The sequence below is a fragment of the Aromatoleum sp. genome, assembly GCF_035254505.1.
Classification (GTDB): domain Bacteria; phylum Pseudomonadota; class Gammaproteobacteria; order Burkholderiales; family Rhodocyclaceae; genus Aromatoleum.
In genome coordinates this window covers 284,995-306,137 of the sequence record NZ_DATFAO010000044.1, presented here as the reverse complement: position 1 = coordinate 306,137, position 21,143 = coordinate 284,995, and the positions used below count along the sequence as shown (strand labels likewise).

The 21,143-nt window shown below is 64.5% G+C and carries 14 protein-coding genes; 9 read left to right on the top strand and 5 right to left on the bottom strand.

The genetic code is table 11. The features are described 5' to 3' along the window. Both VJ673_RS08220 and VJ673_RS08215 read left to right on the top strand, forming a co-directional pair. Positions 1 to 1,611, top strand: a 1,611-nt coding sequence (locus tag VJ673_RS08220; RefSeq protein ID WP_324125581.1) for an ATP-dependent helicase, incomplete at its 5' end; no start/stop codon positions are given. A gap of 92 nt (positions 1,612 to 1,703) precedes the next feature. After that, the gene (locus tag VJ673_RS08215; RefSeq protein WP_324125580.1) at positions 1,704 to 3,455 is read left to right on the top strand and encodes a P-loop ATPase, Sll1717 family; all 1,752 of its coding nucleotides are present in this window, start codon (positions 1,704 to 1,706) and stop codon (positions 3,453 to 3,455) included. Positions 3,456 to 3,528: 73 nt separating this feature from the next. Here the strand turns inward: VJ673_RS08215 and VJ673_RS08210 are convergent, their stop codons facing one another. Beyond that, positions 3,529 to 6,663: a DUF3427 domain-containing protein gene (locus tag VJ673_RS08210; RefSeq protein WP_324125579.1), complete on the bottom strand. Its 3,135-nt coding sequence runs from the start codon at positions 6,661 to 6,663 to the stop codon at positions 3,529 to 3,531. Between the two features lie 199 nt (positions 6,664 to 6,862). Here VJ673_RS08210 and VJ673_RS08205 point away from each other — a divergent pair, with 199 nt between their 5' ends. Further along, positions 6,863 to 7,597, top strand: a complete 735-nt coding sequence (locus VJ673_RS08205; RefSeq protein ID WP_324125578.1) for a hypothetical protein — start codon at positions 6,863 to 6,865, stop codon at positions 7,595 to 7,597. A gap of 129 nt (positions 7,598 to 7,726) precedes the next feature. Here VJ673_RS08205 and eptB read toward each other — a convergent pair whose 3' ends face one another. Both eptB and VJ673_RS24625 read right to left on the bottom strand, forming a co-directional pair. After that, on the bottom strand, positions 7,727 to 9,424 hold the full coding sequence (gene eptB, locus VJ673_RS08200; RefSeq protein WP_324125577.1) for a kdo(2)-lipid A phosphoethanolamine 7''-transferase: 1,698 nt from the start codon (positions 9,422 to 9,424) through the stop codon (positions 7,727 to 7,729). Positions 9,425 to 9,694: 270 nt separating this feature from the next. Then, positions 9,695 to 10,303, bottom strand: coding sequence for a putative quinol monooxygenase (locus VJ673_RS24625; RefSeq protein WP_414635638.1), 609 nt, complete (start codon positions 10,301 to 10,303; stop codon positions 9,695 to 9,697). A gap of 268 nt (positions 10,304 to 10,571) precedes the next feature. Here VJ673_RS24625 and VJ673_RS08190 point away from each other — a divergent pair, with 268 nt between their 5' ends. The 3 genes from VJ673_RS08190 (at position 10,572) to VJ673_RS08180 (ending at position 13,804) form a co-directional block, all read left to right on the top strand. Beyond that, positions 10,572 to 11,258, top strand: coding sequence for an alpha/beta hydrolase (locus tag VJ673_RS08190; protein WP_324125576.1), 687 nt, complete (start codon positions 10,572 to 10,574; stop codon positions 11,256 to 11,258). 24 nt (positions 11,259 to 11,282) lie between these two features. Next, a complete protein-coding gene (locus tag VJ673_RS08185; protein WP_324125575.1) occupies positions 11,283 to 13,070 on the top strand; it encodes a monovalent cation:proton antiporter-2 (CPA2) family protein in 1,788 nt (595 codons plus the stop codon). A 116-nt stretch (positions 13,071 to 13,186) separates the two neighbouring features. Next, the gene (locus VJ673_RS08180) at positions 13,187 to 13,804 is read left to right on the top strand and encodes a carboxymuconolactone decarboxylase family protein (RefSeq protein WP_324125574.1); all 618 of its coding nucleotides are present in this window, start codon (positions 13,187 to 13,189) and stop codon (positions 13,802 to 13,804) included. 1 nt (position 13,805) lies between these two features. Here VJ673_RS08180 and VJ673_RS08175 read toward each other — a convergent pair whose 3' ends face one another. Both VJ673_RS08175 and VJ673_RS08170 read right to left on the bottom strand, forming a co-directional pair. Further along, complete coding sequence (locus VJ673_RS08175) at positions 13,806 to 15,965, bottom strand: amylo-alpha-1,6-glucosidase (RefSeq protein ID WP_324125573.1); 2,160 nt, start codon at positions 15,963 to 15,965, stop codon at positions 13,806 to 13,808. A gap of 11 nt (positions 15,966 to 15,976) precedes the next feature. Beyond that, positions 15,977 to 17,029 carry a glycosyltransferase family 4 protein gene (locus tag VJ673_RS08170; protein ID WP_324125572.1) on the bottom strand — a complete coding sequence of 351 codons (1,053 nt, stop codon included), beginning with the start codon at positions 17,027 to 17,029 and terminating at the stop codon, positions 15,977 to 15,979. A gap of 282 nt (positions 17,030 to 17,311) precedes the next feature. Here VJ673_RS08170 and VJ673_RS08165 point away from each other — a divergent pair, with 282 nt between their 5' ends. The 3 genes from VJ673_RS08165 to VJ673_RS08155 all read left to right on the top strand — a co-directional run bounded on the left by VJ673_RS08165 (position 17,312) and on the right by VJ673_RS08155 (position 21,058). Beyond that, positions 17,312 to 17,704, top strand: a complete 393-nt coding sequence (locus VJ673_RS08165) for a hypothetical protein (protein ID WP_324125571.1) — start codon at positions 17,312 to 17,314, stop codon at positions 17,702 to 17,704. A 22-nt stretch (positions 17,705 to 17,726) separates the two neighbouring features. Next, the gene (locus VJ673_RS08160; protein ID WP_324125570.1) at positions 17,727 to 18,245 is read left to right on the top strand and encodes a glycine zipper family protein; all 519 of its coding nucleotides are present in this window, start codon (positions 17,727 to 17,729) and stop codon (positions 18,243 to 18,245) included. 98 nt (positions 18,246 to 18,343) lie between these two features. Then, complete coding sequence (locus VJ673_RS08155) at positions 18,344 to 21,058, top strand: cation-translocating P-type ATPase (protein WP_324125569.1); 2,715 nt, start codon at positions 18,344 to 18,346, stop codon at positions 21,056 to 21,058. The last annotated feature ends 85 nt before the right edge of the window (positions 21,059 to 21,143 follow it).

Below are 21,143 nucleotides of genomic sequence, written 5' to 3'. Positions count from 1 at the left end.
CGGCTGCGCGCCGCCGAGCAGGATCAGAATGTGGCTGACGGAGTCGGCCCCTCCATCCTGCGCGACCGCCTGCTCTCCGGCCTGCGCTTCCTGCTCGTCGACGAATACCAGGACATCAATGGCGACCATTACGAGCTCATCAGCGCGGTCGCCGGCCGCACGCTGCAGACCGAGGAGGATCGGGTGTCACTGATGGTGGTCGGCGACGACGATCAGAACATCTACGCCTTCGACGGCGCGAGCGTGCGCTATATCCGTCAGTTCGAGACTGACTACGCCGCGCGCCGCTATGCGCTCATTGAGAACTACCGCTCAACGAAGCACATCATCCATTGCGCCAATCGTGTCATCGAACGCGCTCGCGACCGCATGAAGGCAGGGCAGGCGATCCGCGTGAACCACGCGCGGCGCGATCAACCCGACGGCGGCGAGCAGACGCTCGATCCGCTCACGGAAGGCCGCGTGCACGTCCTCGAAGTGCTGCGCAACCCGTATCAAGAAGTGCAAGTCGCGCTCGATGAACTGCAGCGTGTGCATGACCTGATCGCGAAGGACGGCAGCGCAGGCCAGTGGGGTCACTTCGCGGTCATCGCCCGCCGATGGGAAGACCTCGAACCGATGGCCGCGCTGTGCCGCCTGCGCGGGATCCCCGTTCGGCTGCTGCGGGACGGCGCCGGCGTCAGTCTGCACCAGACGCGCGAAGGCGATGCCCTCGCGACCTTGTTGCGCGGCCAGTGCCGCAGCGCGAAACGCCGACGCGTGCTGATCCGCTCCGGCGTCCTGTCTCGCTGGTTCCGCCGCCGCTTCCACGCCCAACCGGACGGCCTCATCGAGCACCCCCAGCGTGCCGCGCTCGCGCAGTTCATCAATGATGCGGACTCGACCGCCCCCGGCCGAGAACTCGTCGTAGACGACCTCATTGAATCCCTCTACGACTTCGGCGCGATCGGCAAACCCACCGCCGACGCCCGCCCCAATGCGCCGCTGGTGCTGATGACCGCCCACCGCGCGAAGGGCCTGGAGTTCTACCACGTGCTGATCCTCGATGGCGGCGGCTGGCAGGGGCGCGGGGATGACGAACGGCGGCTCTTCTATGTGGCGATGACGCGGCCGCGGAAGTCGCTGACGGTGTGTGAGGTGGTCGGCGGGCGGCATCCGTTCGTGCGCGATTTGGAGGGACTGGTGTTGCGCTCGCGGCCGGGGGCGTTGCCGCCGGAGCCGGGCGTCGCACATCGCGTCTGGTGTGCCGATCTGGAGAAGGTCGTGCTGTCGTGGCCGGGGCGCTTCGCGACCTCGGCGCCAACTCATCGCGCGCTGGCGGCGCTCGATATCGGCGATCCGCTGGTGCTGCGTCCGCGGAGCGACGGCAAGACCGGGTGGGAACTCACCGATGCGTCGGGGACGATGGTCGGGCGTATGTCGTCAAAGTTTCAGCTGCCGCAGGGCGAGATCGTCGCGGCACGCGTGGTCGCGATGCTGGTGCGCCATGCGCGGGAAGACGAGCAGGGCTTGCTGTGTCGGTTGTGGGAGCTGGCCTTACCAGAAATCGAGTACATTCCATGCAGATTTGGCTTGAATGGCGACGAAAGCCTGCTACTGCCACAGCATTAACGCGCAAGGGTACGAACGGACGCCGGCAGCCATTACGAAACAGAGTAGTGTAGGTCTTTAGCCGAACATAACATAAACATTTAGAACAAAAAATGCATCGTATTCAGAATCTTCCAGGTAAATTTCAGGTCGAAAATCTTAACAAATTTGTGTTCGGGGAGGCTGATGGAAAGGATGATCCTCTTTTAGAAACATGTGCTTTGGTCATTTCTCCGGTTAAAGAATTTTTGGATGAAAACAAATCCATTTTGGTTGGAGATAGAGGCGCTGGAAAGACGGCAGTATTTCGGCTCTTATCTGAGAGAAAGATAAAATTTGTCAATCGTGAGAATCTTAAGCAGGTCTACATCCCAATCGATGAAGATCTCGGATACAAGACTTTGCGAGAGCACGTAATCGCACAAATTAAAGATCCGACCAGCCAAAGTAGTGCGCAGCACAGAATTGTCTGGGAGTTATATATATTCAGTCGGTGCCTTGATGGACTGAAGGAAAGTTTTTCAGGAAATCAGGCATTTGAGCAAATACGGGATTCTTTCTATGACATCTCCGGATGGAAGAGTCAAAGAAAAGTAGGATTGCTTGATCTGTTAGTCAATACAAAAAAATCTTTCGGCGTCAAGCTTGAGGGAGGGCATCTTGGGCATGTCGTTCCAAATTTCTATACGTCCGTTGAACCCAAATCCGCCGCGGATGACTTGTTGCTGCAAACAAGTTATATCGATCTGCCGCGTCTAAAAGGTGAGCTGAATTCACTTCTCTCGAAGTCAAAATGCGTGTCATACGTCCTAATAGACAAGCTCGATGAATTTGTCTCGGATGTTGAGTATCAAACACAGCTGGAAACGTTACAGGCCCTTCTGCATTGCTGGCGAGATTATCAGTCTTATCCGAAAATAAAGATAAAACTATTTCTTCGGCGAGATTTGTATGAACGCCTAGATTTCTCTTCGATTGGCAAGGATAAGATAGACCCGAGAAAGGTCGATCTGAAGTGGACGGCGGAAGATATTCGGCAATTGATGGCCTCCAGAATATTTCATAACTTGGCACCTGTTTTGAGGGGAAAGGCCCTGAGGTTTGAGTGTAATGAAGAGGTTCTAAAAATTGACCGAGCATTTCTACGCGAGATAAGGGCAATTGACTCAATGCCCGAAAGCGAGAAGTCAGTTGGGGCGAGACTGCGGCGCGCGATTTTGATGATTCGAGCCAAGATTAGGCAGAGAAAGCGTGACGAGTATGACGCAAGAACAACTAATCTTCATGACTTAGTGAATAGAGCTGTAATCACGGTTATTTTTCCGCGCTCTGTTAGTCATCAGAATAGATCGAATAAAACAGAGCAGATTGAAATTGCGCATTTCATCGAAACGCACTTTCAGTTGTCGAACGAAGGTACTACACCTCGATCGGTACTGCTCTTTATGCAAAAAGGCTTGGAAATTGCAAGAAATTACTACAGTAGTAATCCTGAAAAGGAGATTGCGCAGAATGAGAAGGGCGAGTATCCGGTTTTTTTGCGCGATCACTTATGCGAAGCATATAACGAAATACGACGACTTTCCCTGCAGACAATTATCGGGCTGCACCATCAGTGGAGTCGGCCTGCAACGTTGTTGATGCAGGCGATTCAAGGTTCAAAGACGCCTGATCAAATCCAGTTTCGCGATGCAAAAAAGGTGATTGGGAAGGCGCTGGGCGATAAAACGAACGATGCTCTAGCTAGTTTCTTTGCGTTTTATGAGCATGCAGGCCTATTCCGTTGCATCAATAGAACTCAAAATCTGGAGGCTCGCGTCTACTCCGTTCCTATCTTCTTTCAACGAGTCTTGATCAACAGCTAATCAAAGGACGTGTAGGTGATCTGGTGACGCGCTCACTAGTGAGGGCAGATTATCGGTATGGTCAAAGGACGACCTAAGTCCTCAAAACGCTGTATCGCTTGAATAACACCACCGGCAACGCCCGTTCCAGCCGCCACGTGATCGACAGCGGCCGATCCCCCTCCACGCGCTCCAGCGTCACCGGCCCCAGGGTCCGGTACGCCTGCCCGCGCGCCTCCCGGACGAAGAGCTGAAACTTCCATCCATTGCGCGGCGATTCGCAATAGCGGCGCCCTGCCGGTGTGTCCGACCCGGCCGAGTTCTGTGACTGCCAGTGGAAGAGCTCCGGACTGATCGCGTAGTCGTGATAAGCGATGCGCTCGTTGAAACCGTCGCGCTTGTCGAGGGTGACAAACAGGAGTTCGGTCTTGTGCGCGGGTAGCGCGAGGACGCCGGCCTGGAAGGGAGCGCGGCGTTGCGGCGTGATCCAGCCGACCGCGGTGAGGATTTCGCGGATCTGGTAGGCGGCATGCAGGGTGAGCGGCCAGTCGGCGGGCGCGCCGGGGAGGGGCTCCGGGTCGAGGTCGGCGCGCTCGTCGAGGCAGGTGGCAAGTTCCCCGAGTTCGCGGCGCATCGCGGGGTTGTCGGCCATGCGGGCGAGGAAGGCGGGGACGTCCATCAGGGCGCTACGGTCGCTGAAAAGCTGGTAGGCGAGCATTTGCACACGGCCCCGCTCGGTGGACGCGAGTTGGCCGGCGAGGTCGCACGGGTTTTCTGCGACGCGGCGCAGGACCCGAAGGTGCTCGGGATCGTCGATATGCAGGAGCGCCGCGAAGTGCTTGCCGAGGTAGGTTTCGTCAGGATCGGGCGCGGAGTGTTCGAGGCCGGCGGCGCGGCGCAGCGCGGTCCAGCCGGGTTTGCCGTCATAGAGGTCTTCGAGGTCCAGGCACTGGTCGCGGACGAAGTCGGCGAGCGTCAGGGGTGCGTCGCGGCGGGTGGTGGCGTAATAGCGCAGTTCCGCGGTGAGGCGACGCCAGTTCTGGTTGCTGATCTGGCGCAGGCGCCGCAGGACGGCATCGCGCGCGACGCGGTCGAACTGGATGTGGCAGCCGGGTGGCAGCGTCGTGAAGCCCTGTTCAACGGCTTCGATGAGCTGCTGGCGGTTGAGGCCGGTAATCGAGCGATACAGCAGGTCGAAGCGGAAATCGTCTTGTAGCTGCCCGACGAAATCGAGGACGAGGCAGCTCTCCTTGCCGTCGGCGAGACGGAGGCCGCGCCCGAGTTGTTGCTGGAACACGACCGGGCTTTGGGTCGGGCGCAGGAGCAGCAGCGTGTTGGCCTCCGGGATGTCGACGCCTTCGTTGTAGAGATCGACGGTGCAAAGCACTTTCAGCGTGCCGGCGGCGAGGTCTTGCGGGGCGCGTTCGCGTACGTCGCGCGGCGTCTGGCTGGTGATCGCGAGCGCCGGGAGGCCCGCCTTAGTGAGCCGTTCGGCCATGAAATTCGCGTGGGCGATGTCGACGCAAAACGCGATCGCGCGCATCGCGCTGTGGTCGGCGACGTATTGCTCGATGGCGTGGATTACCAGACGGGCGCGTGCGTCGTTGCCGCTGATGACGTTCGCGAGCTGGGCGAGTTCTCCAGGCTGATTCCAGCGAATGCGGCTGAGGTCCGTGCTGTCGGTACTCGCGTAGTACTCGAAGGGCGCGAGGAGTTGCTGGTCGAGCGCGTCCCAGAGGCGCAGTTCGACCGCCGGACTGCCGTCGGGGCGCGCGTCGAAGTACTGCAGGACCGAGCGTCCGTCCGCGCGCTCGGGCGTCGCGGTGAGGCCGAGCAGGAAGCGCGGGCGGATCGTGCTCGCGAAGGCGTCGAACTGGCTCGCCGGCAGGTGGTGACATTCGTCGATGACGACGGTGTTCCAGTAGTCGACGCCGTGGCTTGCAAGCAGATCACGGGCGGCGACCGACATGATGGTTGCGAAGACGTGTTCGCTGCTGTCGGGCTGGCTGCCGTCGGCCAGGAGCTCGCCGAAGGCGGGGGTGCGCAGCACCTGGCGGTAGGTTTCTATGGCCTGCCGCAAGAGCTCGACGCGATGCGCGACGAACAGCAGACGCGGCTTGCCGCCCTGCTGCTCGCACAGGCGCTTGTAGTCGAACGCCGCGACGACGGTCTTGCCGGTCCCGGTCGCCGCGACGACCAGATTGCGTGTGCGGCCGTGGCGCCGTTCGGCGGCGAGGCGGTCGAGCATCGCCTGCTGGTAGGCCTTCGGCTGCAGGTCGAACCACGTGGGGGTGGCAATGGGTTCGGTGTTTGTGCCCTTGGCCTGCTGCAGCGCGCGGCGCAATTCCAGGCGATGGATGTCGTCGTGAGGATTGAAGCGTTGAAATTCCGGGTCGTTCCAGAGCGTCTCGAAATGCGCCTCGGCAGCGGCGAAGAGGTCGGCTTGTCCGGCCTGTGTGAACTTGACCGTCCATTCGACGCCACCGAGCAGCGCGGCCGCGGACAGATTGGCGCTGCCGACGAAGGCGGTGCCGAAGCCGGTCGCGCGGTGAAACAGCCAGGCCTTTGCGTGCAGCCGGCTGCGGCGCCCGTCGAGGGAGATGCGGAGTTCCACGCCCGGCAGGGCCGCGAGCGTCTCGACGGCGCGGGCTTCGGTCGCGCCGGTATAGGTGGTCGTGATGACGCGTAGCCGCGTACGCGGCTGGCCGTCCGCGTCGATCGCGGTGACGGATTCCAGCACGTCCAGGAGTTTGCGCAGCCCGCTCCAGGTGATGAAGCTGACGACGATGTCCACGTGATCGGCAGAACTGAGCTCGGCCCGAAGTTCGGCGAACAGCGAGGGGTCGGCGCGGCCGGCGGTGAACAGCCATGGTGCGAGCAAGCCTGTGGGAGGTTGTGCCGGGCGGGCATTGCCGCGATAGATCGACCGAAGCGCCAGTACCGGCGCAGTCCACTCCCCTGCGGGTCCGTAGCCGCTTCGAAGGTGGGTAAGCAGGCCGTTGACGAGCGCAAGTTCGCGCTGCTCGCGAGCGATGTCATCTTCGGCGTCGGCCGCCTCTTCGAGCAAATCGGGCAGCAGTCGAGAGAGCACTTCTACGAGCCGGCGGCGGCGGGCGTCGCCGGTGAGACGTTCAACGTCGGCGTGCCCCGCATCGCGTAGCTGCAGCGCAAGTTCGCGGATGCGCGCGTCAAGCAGCAAGTCGTAGAGGCCGTTGGGGAGGCTGGTCATGGGGGCAGGCTACCGTCTGTCGGTCAGATGCTTCGTTGGTATTGCGAAAGCATAGCCTGTACGTCCTTTAGGCGGGCGAGACTTCCATTAATCCTTTAACCTGTCGCACCCGACCGGGCTTCTGCCAAACCCTTGGCACAACCGCAGGCGCTCGTATGCCTACCGGTCCAGCCTGAAAATCAATGGAATCTCTTCGTCCATGACCCGCTTTGCCGAGCCAGAGGTGATTGCCTGTCCCCGGTGTGAGTCGCTGCTGCTGAGACAGCGGCTGGCCTCTTTTAACAACTTTGGCTCGGTTTACTGGTCCGACGGCTTTGCAAGCTTCCTAGGCGTTTCGCCTGTCGCGGCGCTCGGCTGTTGTGGGATTTGTGAAGGACTGTTCTGGTTTGACGATGTCGCCCGGCTCGGCGTCATGCCGCGGGAACCGATCTCGCTTCGGTGGCCAGGGTGGAAACGTTGCCTGGCTGGCTTGATGAGCAATCGGCTGATCGATTCTGAAGCTGCGTGGAAAGCCGTTCCGGACGCATGGCACTCGGCCCCGTACGTGGAAAGCCCTCGCGGCCGTGAACTGTGGTGGGCGCTTGAGCGCGGCCTTGCCTCTACGCAGGAGCGCGAAATCTATGTGCGCACCCGACTTTGGTGGGCCGGCAACCATCCACGTCGCGGGTCCCGTGCTGAGCAACCGATGAGCGACGAGCAAGTTGGCCAGAACATGGCCGCTCTCCTTGTACTGCTGCGTGCCCAGCCGGACGAGAAGCGCGACGCGGTCGTGGAAGGCGAACTGCTGCGCGAGTTGGGGCGCTTCGACCAGGCAATCACTGTGCTGCAGGATTCCGCCGCGCGAGGATCGGACCGGGCAGCGATCATTGTGGAGCGAGCTCGCGAGGGCAAGACGGACGTCTGCGTGGTCGAACGAAACGACTTCAGCTTTTGACTTCAGGGAGCTCCTGCGCTGCCCTGATTGCTAGGGTCATGAAAATCTCCTCGGCTGTTTCCATACGGAAATCAGCGCTTTTTTCATCTTATCCGGCCGGCAAAGAACGGCTGCTCGCGCGAATTGCTCTCAGTTCGAACCCGGAGACGATTCGCACCAGTTGCGTCGAGCCGTTATCCCCCCATCAGGGGAGGCGACACCGGCGCAGCCGAGGAGCGAGTCGAAGATCTCGCCGTGGCGCCTCGTTTCGCCGGACGTCTTTTTGAGCTGCTCGAAGCGGCCCCGGTTGTCGCCGTCCGCGAGCCAACGATCCGAAAACCACAGCAGGAAAGGCACGGCAAATTGTTCCTTCGGTGCGACGGCCTTTGGGGTGCCGTGCAGGTGAAGTCCGTCGTCGATCGATTCGCCGTGGTCTGAGACATAGAAAAGAAAGGCCTTCTTGTCCCGCAGCGAATCCATCAGCGAATGCAGTACGTAGTCGGTGTAGAGAATACTGTTGTCGTAAGAATTGATCAGCTGTTCGCGGCTGCACTCGGCGACGGAGCCCAGGCATTCGGGTTGTTGGGCGGCGAAATTCCGCGGGTATCGGTTGCTGTAGAGGTAATGGGAACCCTTGGTGTGGAGAATCACGAGATGCCGCCCCTTCTGGCCGGACTCTTCCCAGCGCTTGATGGAATCCTGCATCTCGCGCACGAGCAAAATGTCGTCGACGGGCTTGCCCTGGTTGTACGCCTCCGCGGCGATGACCTCGCGGATCTTGTAACGGTCGGCGTGCGTCTTGTTATAGAAGCCGACTTCGGCCTGCATCGCGAAGAGGTCGATGGAAAAGCCCAGGTGCTTGAAGACGGAAAACACGTTGTCTTCCTTCTGAATCTCGACCCCGTTTGCGCCGTTCGCGATGCTTTCCGGACGCACGAACATGCAGCGCAGCGACAGCGCCGTCGCCGTGTTGCACGACTCGCCGCGCATCGCCACCAGGCCGGGTTCTTTCGCAATGAGCGGCGTCGTGGGGCGCTGATACCCGAGCGCGCTCATGTGATCCCAGCGGGCAGACTCACCGATGACCAGCACGACGACGGCGTCGTCGAGGGAGGCGGGGGCAGACCAGGCGTGCTGTTCCGCCGGGTCGACCAGATTCCTGGCCTGGACTCGCTGCTGCCACTCTTCGCTGATGGACATGCCCAGCCCGGACATCCAGTTGGTCGGCAGGTAGCGATGGGCCGCGAGCGCGGCAGAGCCCGGGATGTCCCGGCCCCGCCTCGCTTCCGCCCGCTTGTCGACCGCCTTGAGTTCCTTGGTACAGGCGATCGCTACAAACACCGCTGCTATCAGCGCGAAGGCCGCAAACGCGCCGTCTTTCCAGGAATGCCGGAAGCGCAGCAGCGAACGATGCTGTGCCGAGAGGCGCCAGAGGAGCAACGCGGGTCCCAGCCCGAGCAGGAGCACCCAGACCCCCAGTTTGACGTCGAGGATCTCGCCGATCAGGTCCATCTCGGTCGTGAAGACCGACTCCACGATGCCATGACCGATCACGACGTTGTAGAAGGCGATGTAGTACGCGCCGGTGGCCGACAGGACGATCAGCAGCGAGGCGATGAGCCGGAAGATCGCGCGCCGATTGAACGAGGCCAGCAGGACGAACGAGAAGGTCGCAGAGAGGATTAGCAGCAGTTCGATCGCCAGCAGTCGCCAATCGACGTGGTCGCCGGCCAACCGCCGATGCACGATCGGGGCATTCAGCACGCCGCCAACGTAAAGCGCAGTGCCTGCGGCGATCGCAACGGAGTTTAGGGGCTTGCGGGGCGATATTTGCGCGGCTGTGCTCAAGGTCGGCTACGACGCCTGGCGGGCGTTTTTCTGAGAGTTGGCGAGACACGTCCAAGACCGGTCTCGCGTTACGCGGGGGCCAGGAAGCAGGGAGATGCGGATGAACGGCGGGGGAAGCCAGGTTCGATCGGGACTGGCAGGAGCCCTGCTGGTGCCCGGCGGAGGTATTTTGCCGTTCAGGGCAAGCATTGTAGCTGATGCCGAATGTGGATACTGGCTTTCGAAAGGCGCTGATTTCAGGCGGGTATCAGCGCCTTCCGGTGGAGCGGATCAGGCTGCCGCGCGGTAGCCCGGTTCGAACTTCTCGGCCTGCACGCTCAGCATGTCCGAAGCGGGCAGGCTGCCGAGCAGCGAGAAGGCGTGCTTGATGAGTTCCCGTGGCACGCGTCCCGCGAGATGCCTGAGGCGTCCGGCTTCGTCCGGGAAGACGTCAAAGATGCCGTAGCGGCCGTCGTCGAGGCGGACGGCGAACCAAGCGGTGGTCGCCGGTTCGGCTTCGACGAGCGGTTGCGCATCGCGCAGGAAGCGCTCGACTTCTTCATCATGGCCGGCCTTGGCCCTGAACGTGAGCAGGACGCCCTTGGTGTCCGCTCCGGCGGGAGTCGTTGCCGGAAGCTTGTCGGCCAGCACATCGAGCTTCTGGATCTGGGGCGGCTCGGCGAACAGTTCATCGGCGCGCTCCATCAGTGCTTGGGCGACGGGGCCCGTGAGGTGTGCCTCGCGCTCCGCTTCGCCGGGAAAGACGTCGAAGATGCCGAACTCGGAGTGCCCGCAACGGACGGCGAACCAGGCCGTCGTGCCGGTTTCCTGCCGGACGAGGGGCAGTGCCGACTGCAGGAAGCGCTCGACCTCCGCCACTTTTTCCGACTTGGCTTTCACTCGGACAAGTAATCCTCGATTCACCATGATTCCTCCTCAACTGTGGATGACGGTGATGGCGTGCTCTCGATCGGGTGAGCTCAGCGGGCGCACGCCGGAAAAGCCGGCGACACGGGCTGACGCACCGTGTCGCACAGTCGTGTTGCTTAGAACGGAGGGCGGAAACAGCAGTTCCTTGGATGACTGTCTGTGTCGGCGATTCGCAAAATCGGCTATTTTCAGGTCTCCACCCCTTGCCGCTCACCGCCTTTCCACGGAAGCCCCCGCCATGACCCCAGCACCCGCTCTTGTCCTGCCCAGCGTCGAAGTCGAGACCGGCCCGCAGCCCACCTGCACAGTGATCTGGCTGCACGGGCTGGGCGCGGACGGCCACGACTTCGAACCGCTGGTCGAGCAGTTCGATCCGGAGCGGCTGCCGCCGACGCGCTTCGTGTTTCCGCACGCGCCGATGCGGGCGGTGACGATCAACGGCGGCTACGTGATGCGGGCCTGGTACGACATCGTGTCGAGCGACTTCTCCGGGCGGCGCGAGGATGCGCAGGGCGTGCACGAATCGGCGGTGCAGCTTGAGGCGCTGATCGCGCGGGAGAACGGCCGCGGCATCCCCGATCGGCAGATCGTGATCGCCGGCTTCTCACAGGGCGGGGCGATCGCACTGCACACCGCCTTGCGCCATCCGCGGCGACTCGCCGGCGTGCTCGCGCTGTCGACCTACCTGCCGCTCGCCGACACGTTCGTCGCGGAGGCCCATGCGGCGAATCGCGACACGCCGATCTTCATGGCCCACGGCTATGGCGATACGGTGATTCCGTACGAGTTTGCCGAGCGTTCGGGCGCCTTCCTGCGCGCGCAGGGCTATGAGTTGGACTGGCGGCCTTACGAGACCGAGCATGGAGTCTGCCTCGAGGAATTGCGTGACGTCGAGACGTGGCTGGCGGACGTGTTGCAGGAGTAGCGACCGGTTCCTGAGCATCGGATCATGCTGACCCAGACCGCCTTCCTCCTGCTCGCCGCCGTGATCCTCGTCCCGCTCGCGAAACGCGTGGGGCTCGGCGCGGTGCTGGGTTACCTCGTCGCCGGCGTGCTGCTCGGCCCGTGGGGACTGGGCGTGATCCGGGATGTGGAGGCGATCCTGCATTTCGGCGAATTCGGGGTCGTGCTGCTGCTCTTCGTGATCGGGCTGGAGCTCAAGCCGTCCCGCCTGTGGGTGCTGCGGCGTCCGGTGTTCGGCCTCGGCAGCCTGCAGGTGGGGCTCACGGCGCTCGTGCTGGCGGCCGCCGCAATGGGCTTCGGGCTCGACGCGAAGGCGGCGGTGGTGATCGGGCTGGCGGGCGCGATGTCCTCGACGGCGATGGTGCTGCAGTCGCTCGCCGAACGGAATCAGCTCCCCGACCGCCATGGCCGCGACGCCTTTGCGATTCTGCTGTTCCAGGACATGGCGGTGATCCCGGTGCTGGCCGTGCTGCCGCTGCTGGGCGATGGCGGAGGCGATTTCGCGCCGCTGCGGATGCTGGGCGCGGCCGCCGCGATCGCGGGTGTGGTGCTCGCGGGGCGGGTGCTGCTGCGGCCGGTGTTCACGTGGATCGCGACTCTCGGCAGCCGTGAGACCTTTACCGCCGCGGCGCTGTTGGTGGTGATCGGCACCACCCTGCTGATGGAAGCCGCGGGGCTTTCCGCCTCGCTCGGAGCCTTCCTGGCGGGCGTCGTGCTGGCGGATTCCGAGTACCGCCATGAACTGGAAGCCGACCTCGAACCGTTCAAGGGTTTGCTGCTCGGCGTGTTCTTCATGGCGGTCGGGATGGGGGCGAACCTGGGCCTGCTGGTGGAGGCGCCCGCTGTCGTCGTCGGGCTGGCGATCTGCCTGATTGCGCTGAAGCTCCTCGTGGTGTTCGCCGTCGGCCGGGTGGCGGGCCGCGCCGCGGGCAGTGCCCGCAAGCTCGCGATCGCGCTTGCCCAAGGCGGCGAATTCGCTTTCGTCGTCTTCCAGCTCGCGCGCCAGCAGGGCCTGCTCGACGCGGACGTTGCCGACACCGTCACCGTTGCGGTGACGATCTCGATGCTCGCTTGGCCGCTGCTCTTCCTGTTCGAGGAGCGGGTGCTCGCGCGCGTCTTCCGCAGCGCGCAGCCGCGCCCCTTCGATCGCATCCGCGCGCAGGGCAATCCGGTGATCATCGCGGGATTCGGCCGTGTCGGGCAGATCGTCGCCCGCGTCCTCGCGCTGAAGCGCATTACCTTCACCGTGCTGGAGGCGGATCCGCAGCAGGTCGACTACGTGCGCCGCTTCGGCAATGAAGTCTATTTCGGCGACGCCTCGCGCGAGGACCTGCTGCGCGCGGCGGGCACCGCGGACGCACGCCTCTTCGTGCTGGCGATCGACGACGTCGAGGCTTCGCTGCGCACCGCGGCGGTGGTGCGCCGCCACTTCCCCGACGTTGCCATCATCGCGCGGGCGCGCAATCGCTACCACGCATACAAGCTGATGGATCTCGGCGTCGAGACCCCGATCCGCGAGACCTGGCATGGCAGCCTCGCGCTGGCGGAGGATTTGCTCGGCCGGCTCGGCGTGGGGCAAGCGGAAGCTCGCCGCACGATTGAGCGCTTCGCCGCCCACGACGAGGCCAGCCTCAAGCGACAGCACGCGATCTACCAGGACGAGGCGAAGCTCGTCGCGAGCATCCAGCAGGCGCGGGAGGAGTTGCGCAGCCTGTTCGAGCGCGACGAGGCGGAACTCGATGGAGGCGAGGCGCGGGCCGGAGCCAAGGGGTGAGAGGCGACGAGCAGGGATTCCCTTCTCGTGCAGAGAACGGTTGTTTCACTTTTATTCATTGGCTGGAAAGTTTCGGATCGGGTGTAATGAGCCTTCCTTGCCGAAGGCCCGCTGCCATGAACAAGCCCGATACCCCACGTCCGACCCCGCAGGGCTTCGGCCCCTCGACGTCCGAGCGCCTGCCGATTCCCCAGCGCGGCGCGATGAGCGAGGCGCAGCGCGCCGCCGCCGATGCGATCATCAACGGGCCGCGTAAGGCCATCTTCGGTCCCTTCGTGCCGCTGCTGCAGACGCCTGCGCTGATGGAGCGCATCGGCAAGACCGGCGAGGCGCTGCGCTTCGACGGCACGTTGCCGGAGCGCGTCCGCGAGCTCGCGATCTGCGTGGTCGCGCGCGAAACCGGGAACCAGTTCGAATGGCAGACCCACGCGCCGCTGGCGGTGAAGGCGGGCGTGGCGGCGGAGGCCATCGACGCGCTCGCCGCGGGCCGTCGCCCGCCCGGGCTGGCGGATGACGACGCCTTCGTCGTCGATTTCGTCACCGAGCTGATGCGCCGCCATGGCGTCTGTGATGCGAGCTATGCGGATGCGACCGCGCGTTTCGGGGAAGCGGGCACGGTCGAACTCACGGCGCTGGTCGGCTACTTCGTGATGATCTGCTGGATCATGAACGTCGCGCGCACGCCCGGGCCGGCCGGTACGACGGCCGCGCCGCTCGGCGCCTTCCCCGGCTAGCTCACTTCACCGACACGACGCGCACATTGCCCTGCTTTTGCGTCACGTGCACGGTCACGTCCTGCCCGTGCCGCGACAGGACGAGATCGACGGAGCCGTCGGCGACGCGCAGACCGCGCAGCCTCACGTACTCGAGAAAGTCCGGCAGCACGGCATTGTCGAAGACGATTTCGCCCCTCGCCGGACGGAAGGACAGGCCGAGGCAGGCCTGGAGCAGATGGAAGACCGTCGAGCTCGCCCAGGCCTGCGGCGAGCACGCGACCGGGTAGAGCGTCGGTCCCTCGCCGGGACGCTGGCCGAAACCGCAGAAGAGTTCGGGCAGGCGGTACAGGTCCATGAAATTGCTCGTCTCGAACATCCCCTCCAGCACCCGCAGCGCCCCCTGCTTCAGCCCGTAGCGCGCGAAGCCGGCCGCGATCAGCGCATTGTCGTGCGGCCAGATGGAGCCGTTGTGGTAGGACATCGGGTTGTAGCGCGGCTCGCGGGCGTCGAGCGTGCGGATGCCCCAGCCGGAGAAGGAGTCTTCGGCCAGCAGGGTTCGCGCGACACTGGCGGCCTTGTCGGGAGCGGCGATGCCCGAGAACAGCGCGTGGCCGGCATTCGACGCCCGCACCCGGCACGGCCGCTTGGCGCCGTCGAGCGCGAGCGCATAGCTGCCCATCTCCTCGACCCAGAACGACTGGTTGAACTTCATCCGCAGTGCATCGGCCTGACGTTCGAGCGCCGCAGCGCGTTCGGGATGGCCGAGCAGGGACGCGAAGTGGGCGCCGTAGCGCTTCGCCTCATAGACGTAGCCCTGCACTTCGCACAGCGCGACCGGCGGCTCGATCAGACGCCCGTCCTCATAGAACACCGAGTCGTCCGAGTCCTTCCAGCCCTGTTGGCGCAAGCCCTTGCTGCTGTGGCGCGCGTACTCGACAAAGCCGTCGCCGTCCGCGTCGCCGTAGGTATCGATCCACTGCAGCGCGCGCTCGATGTTCGGCCATAGCGCGGCGATCAGGTCCAAATCCCCGGTGCGTTCCCAGTAGGCGCCGGCCAGCACGACGAAGAGCGGGGTCGCGTCGACGCTGCCGTAGTAGCGCTCGAACGGGATCTCGCCCAGGTTGGCGAGCTCGCCGGTGCGCGTCTCGTGCAGGATCTTGCCCGGCTCCGCGTCGCGTTCGGCGTTCTCTTCCTGCGCCTGGGTTGCGGCGAGGAAGCGCAGCACGCCGCAGGCGAGATCGGGATTGACCCACAGGTACTGCAGCGCGGTGATGATGCCGTCGCGGCCGAAAGGCGTGCTGAACCACGGCACGCCGGCGTAGGGGTAAACGCCTTCGGCCGTCTTGGTGGTCAGCATGCGCAGGTCTGCCGACGAGCGGCTCACCCAGCGGTTGAACTGGTCGTTCGAGCTGTGGATCGTGCAGTCCTCTTCGTCGGACGCATGCAGTTGCGCCTTGTTCCGCTCGTAGGCGTCGATGTAGGCGCAGGGCTTGTTGTCGCCGTCGATTTCGCACGCGATGGCGAAGTTCAGATCCTGGAAATGCTTCGGCTCCAGACGCAGCTCGAAGTGCGCGCGCTCGGCGGTGACCTCGCGCGGGGCGGGATCGAAGCGGATGCGGGTGCGCCGGGTCACGGCGTCGCGGCCGCGGTAGGCGAGGATCGCTTCGCCGTCGGCGATCGTCGGCGCCAGGTATTCCCCGGTGCGGGTACGCGCCAGGCCGCGGACCTCGAAGATGTCGGCGTAATCGGCGCCGAATTCGATGTCGAGCGTCAGTTCGACCGGCGACAGCCCGTAATTCATCACCCGCACGTGCTCGTACATCACCGCTTCCCACAGCAGCATCGCGCGGAAGACGTGGATCGAGCCCTTCTCGATCTGCACGTCGTCGCGGGTGATGTCGGGGTTGGCGAGGTCGACCGCGAGCAGGCTGTTGTCCTCCTTCATCGTCGAGTTCAGCAGCAGCGGCCGCTGGCCGTTGACCCGCAGCCGGTACTGCGACAGAAAGCGCGTACCGCCGTGGTACAGGCCCTGCTCGGCGATGCCCACGTTGCGCACGTCGCCGTAGCTGTCGAAGAGCGCAAAGGTGTCGCCCTGCTTGAGCACGCGCGTGCGCTCATTGGTCCGCGACGAAGTCGCGAGCACATACCATCGGTTGTCGATCTGGATTGCGTCCTGCATGACTGTGCTCCTCAGTTTCCGACGGAGTCGGCAAGCTCCGGCGTGCGCTGCAGGTGACGGTAGATGCGAAGGTAGTTGCGCGCCATCGCCTCGGCCGTGAAGCGCCGTTCGAAGGCCTGACGACACGCGGCGCGGTCGATCGACGCAATCGCCTCGACGGCGGCTACCGCCTCTTCCAGACTGTCGACCACGAACCCATCGACACCGTTCTCGATCACTTCAGGCACCGAACCGTGCCGCCAGGCGATCACCGGCGTGCCGCACGCAAGCGATTCGATCATCGCGAGCCCGAATGGCTCCTCCCAATCGATGAGAAAGAGCAGCGCCATCGCGCCGCCGAGAAACGCGGCCTTGTCCGCGTCGCCGATCTCGCCGATGAACTCGACATGCGGCTGAGCGAGCAGCGGCTCGATCTCCTGCTCGAAGTAGGCGAGGTCTGCGGCGTCGACCTTGGCCGCGATCCGCAGCGGCAATCCGGCCCGGCGGGCCACCTCGATCGCCCGATCGACGCGCTTTTCGGGCGAGATGCGCCCGAGGAAGGCCAGATACCGCCCCGGCCCCGGCGAAAACGGCAGCAGGCCGGGCGGCAGGCCGTGGTAGACCGTGCCCTGCCAGTTCGCCCACAGTAGCGGAAGGCGCTGCCGGTCCGAGATCGACGCGAGCGGCACGTCGTCGAACTCGCGGTAGAGCGGGACGAGATCCGGGAGATCGAGGCGGCCGTGCAGCGTCGTCAGATGAGGGACCGGCAGGCGGCGGGTATAGGCGAAATGCAGATAGTCGACGTGGAAATGGATCAGGTCGAAGTTTCCCGCCTCGGCGAAGACATGTTCGAGCATCAGCACGTGGTGCGCCAGCGGCGCCACGCAGCTCGGATCGAGGCGCAGGCTGCGCGGGGCCATCGGGCGGAGCGTCGCGCGCGTGTGGGAGTCACCGCTCGCGTAGAGCGTGACCGAATGTCCTTGCGCGACGAGCTCCTCGGTGAGGTAGGACACGACCCGTTCGGTGCCGCCGTAGAACTTCGGCGGCACGCTTTCGAACAATGGAGCGACTTGTGCGATTCTCATGAGTTGCGCGACATATGTCGCCCTCCGTTTCAGTGGAAGCGAGGAGCGCGAAGCGGTCAGCAATGCACGTGCCCGGGCCGTCGGCTGGGACTGGGGCCGCGATCTGCGCGGAAGGGCGGAAATTTGTGCCGTGGGCGACGGCAGGATTACGAAATTATTACCGCCCGGCGTGATTTACACCCTGAAACTTCCTGTTGCGGCGGGAATTCCATCCTGCTCACGTGGTCTTCTGGTCAGGAAAGCACGAATCGGCCTTGGCCGCCTTGCGACGAGGAGAGCGCCATGAAATGGATCAAATGCGTGATCGCCCTGCTCCTGCTGATGGGGCTCGTGATACCGGAGGTCGCCTCGGCTGACCGCGGTGGCCGCGGGCACGGCGGCGGTGGCCACGTCGGACTCTTCGTCGGCGTGCCCCTCTACTGGGGCTGGCCGGGACCCTACTATGCTTACCCGCCTTATTACGGATACCCGTCGTACTACTATCCGTATCCGCCCGTCGTGATCGAGCAGCAACCGCCGGTCTATATCGAGCGCAGCGACGACGAGACGTCTTCGCGTTCGTCCGCACGGCCCGAGGGCTATTGGTACTACTGCGACCGCCCGGCCGGCTATTACCCGGACGTCAAGGAATGTCCGGACGGATGGCAGCGCGTCGCGCCCCGGCCGTCGCGCTAACAAGAACCCAGGGAGAAACGCCATGTCCCTCAGGATAAAGATCGTCCCGCTTGCCGCCGTGCTCGCGCTCGCCGGCTGCGCTTCTATTCCGACCGGCCCGAGCGTGCTGGTCCTGCCCGGCACCGGCAAGAGCTTCAATGAATTCCGCGCCGACGAACGCGACTGCCGCGAATACGCCTTCGAATCCATCGGCGGGCGCAGCGCCCAACAGCGCGCGAACGAGGCCGGCGTGCGTAGCGCCGTCGTCGGCACCGCGATCGGCGCCGCGGCCGGCGCCGCGATCGACGGCGGCCGCGGTGCGGCAGTCGGCGCCGGCTCAGGGCTGCTGATTGGCAGCGCCGCCGGCTCCGACACCGCCCAAGTCTCGGGCTACGGCGCGCAGCGCCGCTACGACAACGCCTACATCCAGTGCATGTACGCAGCGGGCCACCGCGTGCCGGTCTCGGGCAGCTACGCTGCCGGCCGCGCCGAGCGCTCCCGCAATAGTCCGCCGCCTCCGCCCGCGGGTTCGCCACCCCCGCCGCCGCCCGGCGCGCGCTAAGCGGGCGAAACGCCAACGAAGTGCGATGCAGGAGCCGGCGCAAGAAGACCGGCCCGCGGGCGCGTTGAACCGGGGGATGCGCAAAGGGGAGGAAGCAGATGAGGATTCATCAGCTTTCGGCCAGCGAAGCCTTGGCAAGCCTGCACACGGGCCCGCAAGGGCTGGCCGCAGCGGAGGCCGCGCGCCGTCTTCGTGAATATGGCCTCAACCGCATCGAGGGATTTCGCCGCGCGCATCCGCTGGCCGATCTGCTGAAGGCGTTTACCCCGTTCTTTTCGGTCGTCCTGTGGATCGCATCGGGCCTTGCCTTCTTGCTCGAACGAGAGATGCCCGGACAAGGCATGACCCGTCTTGGCTATGCGATCGTCGGGGTCATCGTCGTCAGCGGACTCTTCACCTACTGGCAGGAGTTTCGCGCCGAGCGGACGCTGGCCGCGCTGCTGCAATTGCTGCCCGATCGCGTGCGTGTGCTCCGTGACGGGTGCGTATCCTCCCTCGGTGCCGAAGCCCTCGTGCCCGGCGACGTGATCCTGCTGCAGGAGGGAGACCGAGTGCCGGCGGACTGTCGCGTCGTCGAGGCCTTCGGCGCACGCGTCAATACCGCAACCGTCACCGGCGAATCGCTGCCGCGGCCGTGCGAAGCGGAGCGGTCGAACGCGGAGAGCCCGAGCCGCTCGCCCAACGTGCTGCTCGCGGGCACATCGCTCGTCGCGGGAAAGGCCCGCGCCGTCGTGTTCGCGACCGGCATGCGCACTGAATTCGGCTCCATTGCGCATCTCGCGCAAGCGGGTGGCGAGGCGCAGTCGCCGCTGCGGCGCCAGATCACGCATTTGAGCCGGCTGATCATCGGCCTTGCGCTCGGCCTCGCGCTGCTCTTCCTCGCGATCGGGTGGGGCGTGGGAATTCCGCTGCGGGAAGACCTCACGTTCGCCGTCGGCATCATCATCGCGATGGTGCCGGAAGGACTGCTCCCCACGCTGACCCTTGCGCTCGCGCTCGCCAGCCAGCGCATGGCAAAGCGCCAGGTGCTGATCCGTCATCTGCCGGCGGTCGAAGCCCTCGGTTCGACGACCGTGATCTGCACCGACAAGACCGGCACGCTGACGCAGAACCGGATGACGGTCAATGCCCTTTATCTCGGCGATTCGCTGGCGTTCGAGACCGCCGGAAATCCGTTGGCGCAGTTGCAGCCGCAGTGTCCCCGGTTCTTCGAGGTCGCGGCGCTCTGCCACGATCTGCCCACCGGCGAAGACGGCCTTCCGTCAAAGTCTGCGCTCGGCGATCCGATGGAAATCGCGCTCGTCGAACTCGCGCGTGCAGCACCCGGACCGACGCCGAAATGGCGCCGACTGGATGAAATTCCGTTCGATGCGTCACGCATGCGCCTGACCACCTTGCACGACGCACCGCAGGGGGCGATCCTCTACTGCAAGGGCGCGCCGGAGACGGTGCTGCTGCTATGCACGCGGAGCTTCGTCGACGGCCGCCTCGAACCGCTCTCCGAAGCCCAGCGTGAAGCGGTGCGGAAGGCTCAGACGGAGATGGCCGGCCGCGGGCTGCGCGTGCTCGCCTTCGCCTGGCGTCCCCCCGATTCATCGTCCGCAGGTGAGCGCCTCGGCGACGTGGCAGCGCTCGAACGGGAACTCGTCTTCGCAGGCCTCGCCGGCCTGGAGGACCCGCCGCGTCCCGAGGTCCCCGCGGCGATCCGCAAGTGCCGCGAGGCCGGCATCAAAGTCATCATGGTCACGGGCGACCACCCGGGTACCGCCGTCGCGGTCGGCAGGGCGATTGGCCTCGTGTGCTCGGAGTCGCCCGTTGTCGTCACCGGTGAGCGCTTGCACCGGCTGTCGGACACGCAACTCCAGCTCGCTCTCGACGCGCCGGAAATCGTCTTCTCGCGCGTCGGGCCGGACCAGAAGATGCGCATCGTCGAGGCCCTCAAGCGCAAGCGCGAGATCGTCGCGGTCACCGGTGACGGCGTCAACGACGCGCCGGCCCTGAAAAGTGCCCATATCGGCGTCGCGATGGGGTGTGGCGGCACCGACGTCGCGCGCGAGGCCGCCGACATCGTGCTGATGGACGACAATTTCGCCAGCATCGTTGCGGCGATCGAGGAAGGGCGCGCCGTCTTCGACAACATCCGCAAGTTCCTCACCTACATCCTCGCGCACAACGTGCCTGAACTCGTGCCCTACCTGGCGTTTGCGCTGTTCAAGGTGCCGCTCGCGCTGACGCCGATCCAGATCCTCGCGATCGACATGGGCACAGAATCGCTGACCGCCCTCGGGCTTGGCGTCGAGGCGGCAGATCCGCGCATCATGCAACGGCCGCCGCGTCGGCAGAACGAACGCCTTCTCGACCGCCACGTCGCGCTGCGGGCCTACCTCTTCCTCGGCCTGATCGAGGCTGTCGCGGCGATGAGCGCGTTCTTCGTCACGCTGCTCGCTGGCGGCTGGGCCAATGGTGAGCCGATCGGCACCGACGACCCGCTCTACCTGCGGGCGACGACCGCCTGCCTCATTGCGATCGTGATCTTGCAGATGGTCAATGTGTTCCTGTGTCGAAGCCCGGACCGCTCCGTACTCGTCACGCGGCTGGGCGGCAATCGGCTGATCGCCTGGGGCATCGTGCTCGCAGCGGTGCTGATCCTGATGATCGTCTATTTGCCTGCCGCCAACGCCTTCTTCGGTACCGCCGCCGTCGGGCCCGGCGCCTGGCTCTTCGTGCTGCCCTTCGCGGCCGCCCTGGTTCTGCTCGAGGAACTGCGGAAGTGGATCGTCAGGCGGCGGCTCGTGCCGAAGCCCGAGAGCTAACGAATGGCTGCGCGTTGTGGCGGAAGGATTCGCAGCCCGACAGGGCGGCGGCGCACAGCAGGAGGCCGAGCGACACTTTCTTGAA

What these genes read in the sequence shown, in the direction of transcription:
- VJ673_RS08215 (WP_324125580.1), top strand. Translation starts at nt 1,704, where the DNA reads ATGCATCGTATTCAGAATCTTCCAGGTAAATTTCAGGTCGAAAATCTT.
- VJ673_RS08210 (WP_324125579.1), bottom strand. Translation starts at nt 6,663, where the DNA reads ATGACCAGCCTCCCCAACGGCCTCTACGACTTGCTGCTTGACGCGCGC.
- VJ673_RS08205 (WP_324125578.1), top strand. Translation starts at nt 6,863, where the DNA reads ATGACCCGCTTTGCCGAGCCAGAGGTGATTGCCTGTCCCCGGTGTGAG.
- VJ673_RS08190 (WP_324125576.1), top strand. Translation starts at nt 10,572, where the DNA reads ATGACCCCAGCACCCGCTCTTGTCCTGCCCAGCGTCGAAGTCGAGACC.
- VJ673_RS08185 (WP_324125575.1), top strand. Translation starts at nt 11,283, where the DNA reads ATGCTGACCCAGACCGCCTTCCTCCTGCTCGCCGCCGTGATCCTCGTC.
- VJ673_RS08180 (WP_324125574.1), top strand. Translation starts at nt 13,187, where the DNA reads ATGAACAAGCCCGATACCCCACGTCCGACCCCGCAGGGCTTCGGCCCC.
- VJ673_RS08175 (WP_324125573.1), bottom strand. Translation starts at nt 15,965, where the DNA reads ATGCAGGACGCAATCCAGATCGACAACCGATGGTATGTGCTCGCGACT.
- VJ673_RS08170 (WP_324125572.1), bottom strand. Translation starts at nt 17,029, where the DNA reads ATGAGAATCGCACAAGTCGCTCCATTGTTCGAAAGCGTGCCGCCGAAG.
- VJ673_RS08165 (WP_324125571.1), top strand. Translation starts at nt 17,312, where the DNA reads ATGAAATGGATCAAATGCGTGATCGCCCTGCTCCTGCTGATGGGGCTC.
- VJ673_RS08160 (WP_324125570.1), top strand. Translation starts at nt 17,727, where the DNA reads ATGTCCCTCAGGATAAAGATCGTCCCGCTTGCCGCCGTGCTCGCGCTC.
- VJ673_RS08155 (WP_324125569.1), top strand. Translation starts at nt 18,344, where the DNA reads ATGAGGATTCATCAGCTTTCGGCCAGCGAAGCCTTGGCAAGCCTGCAC.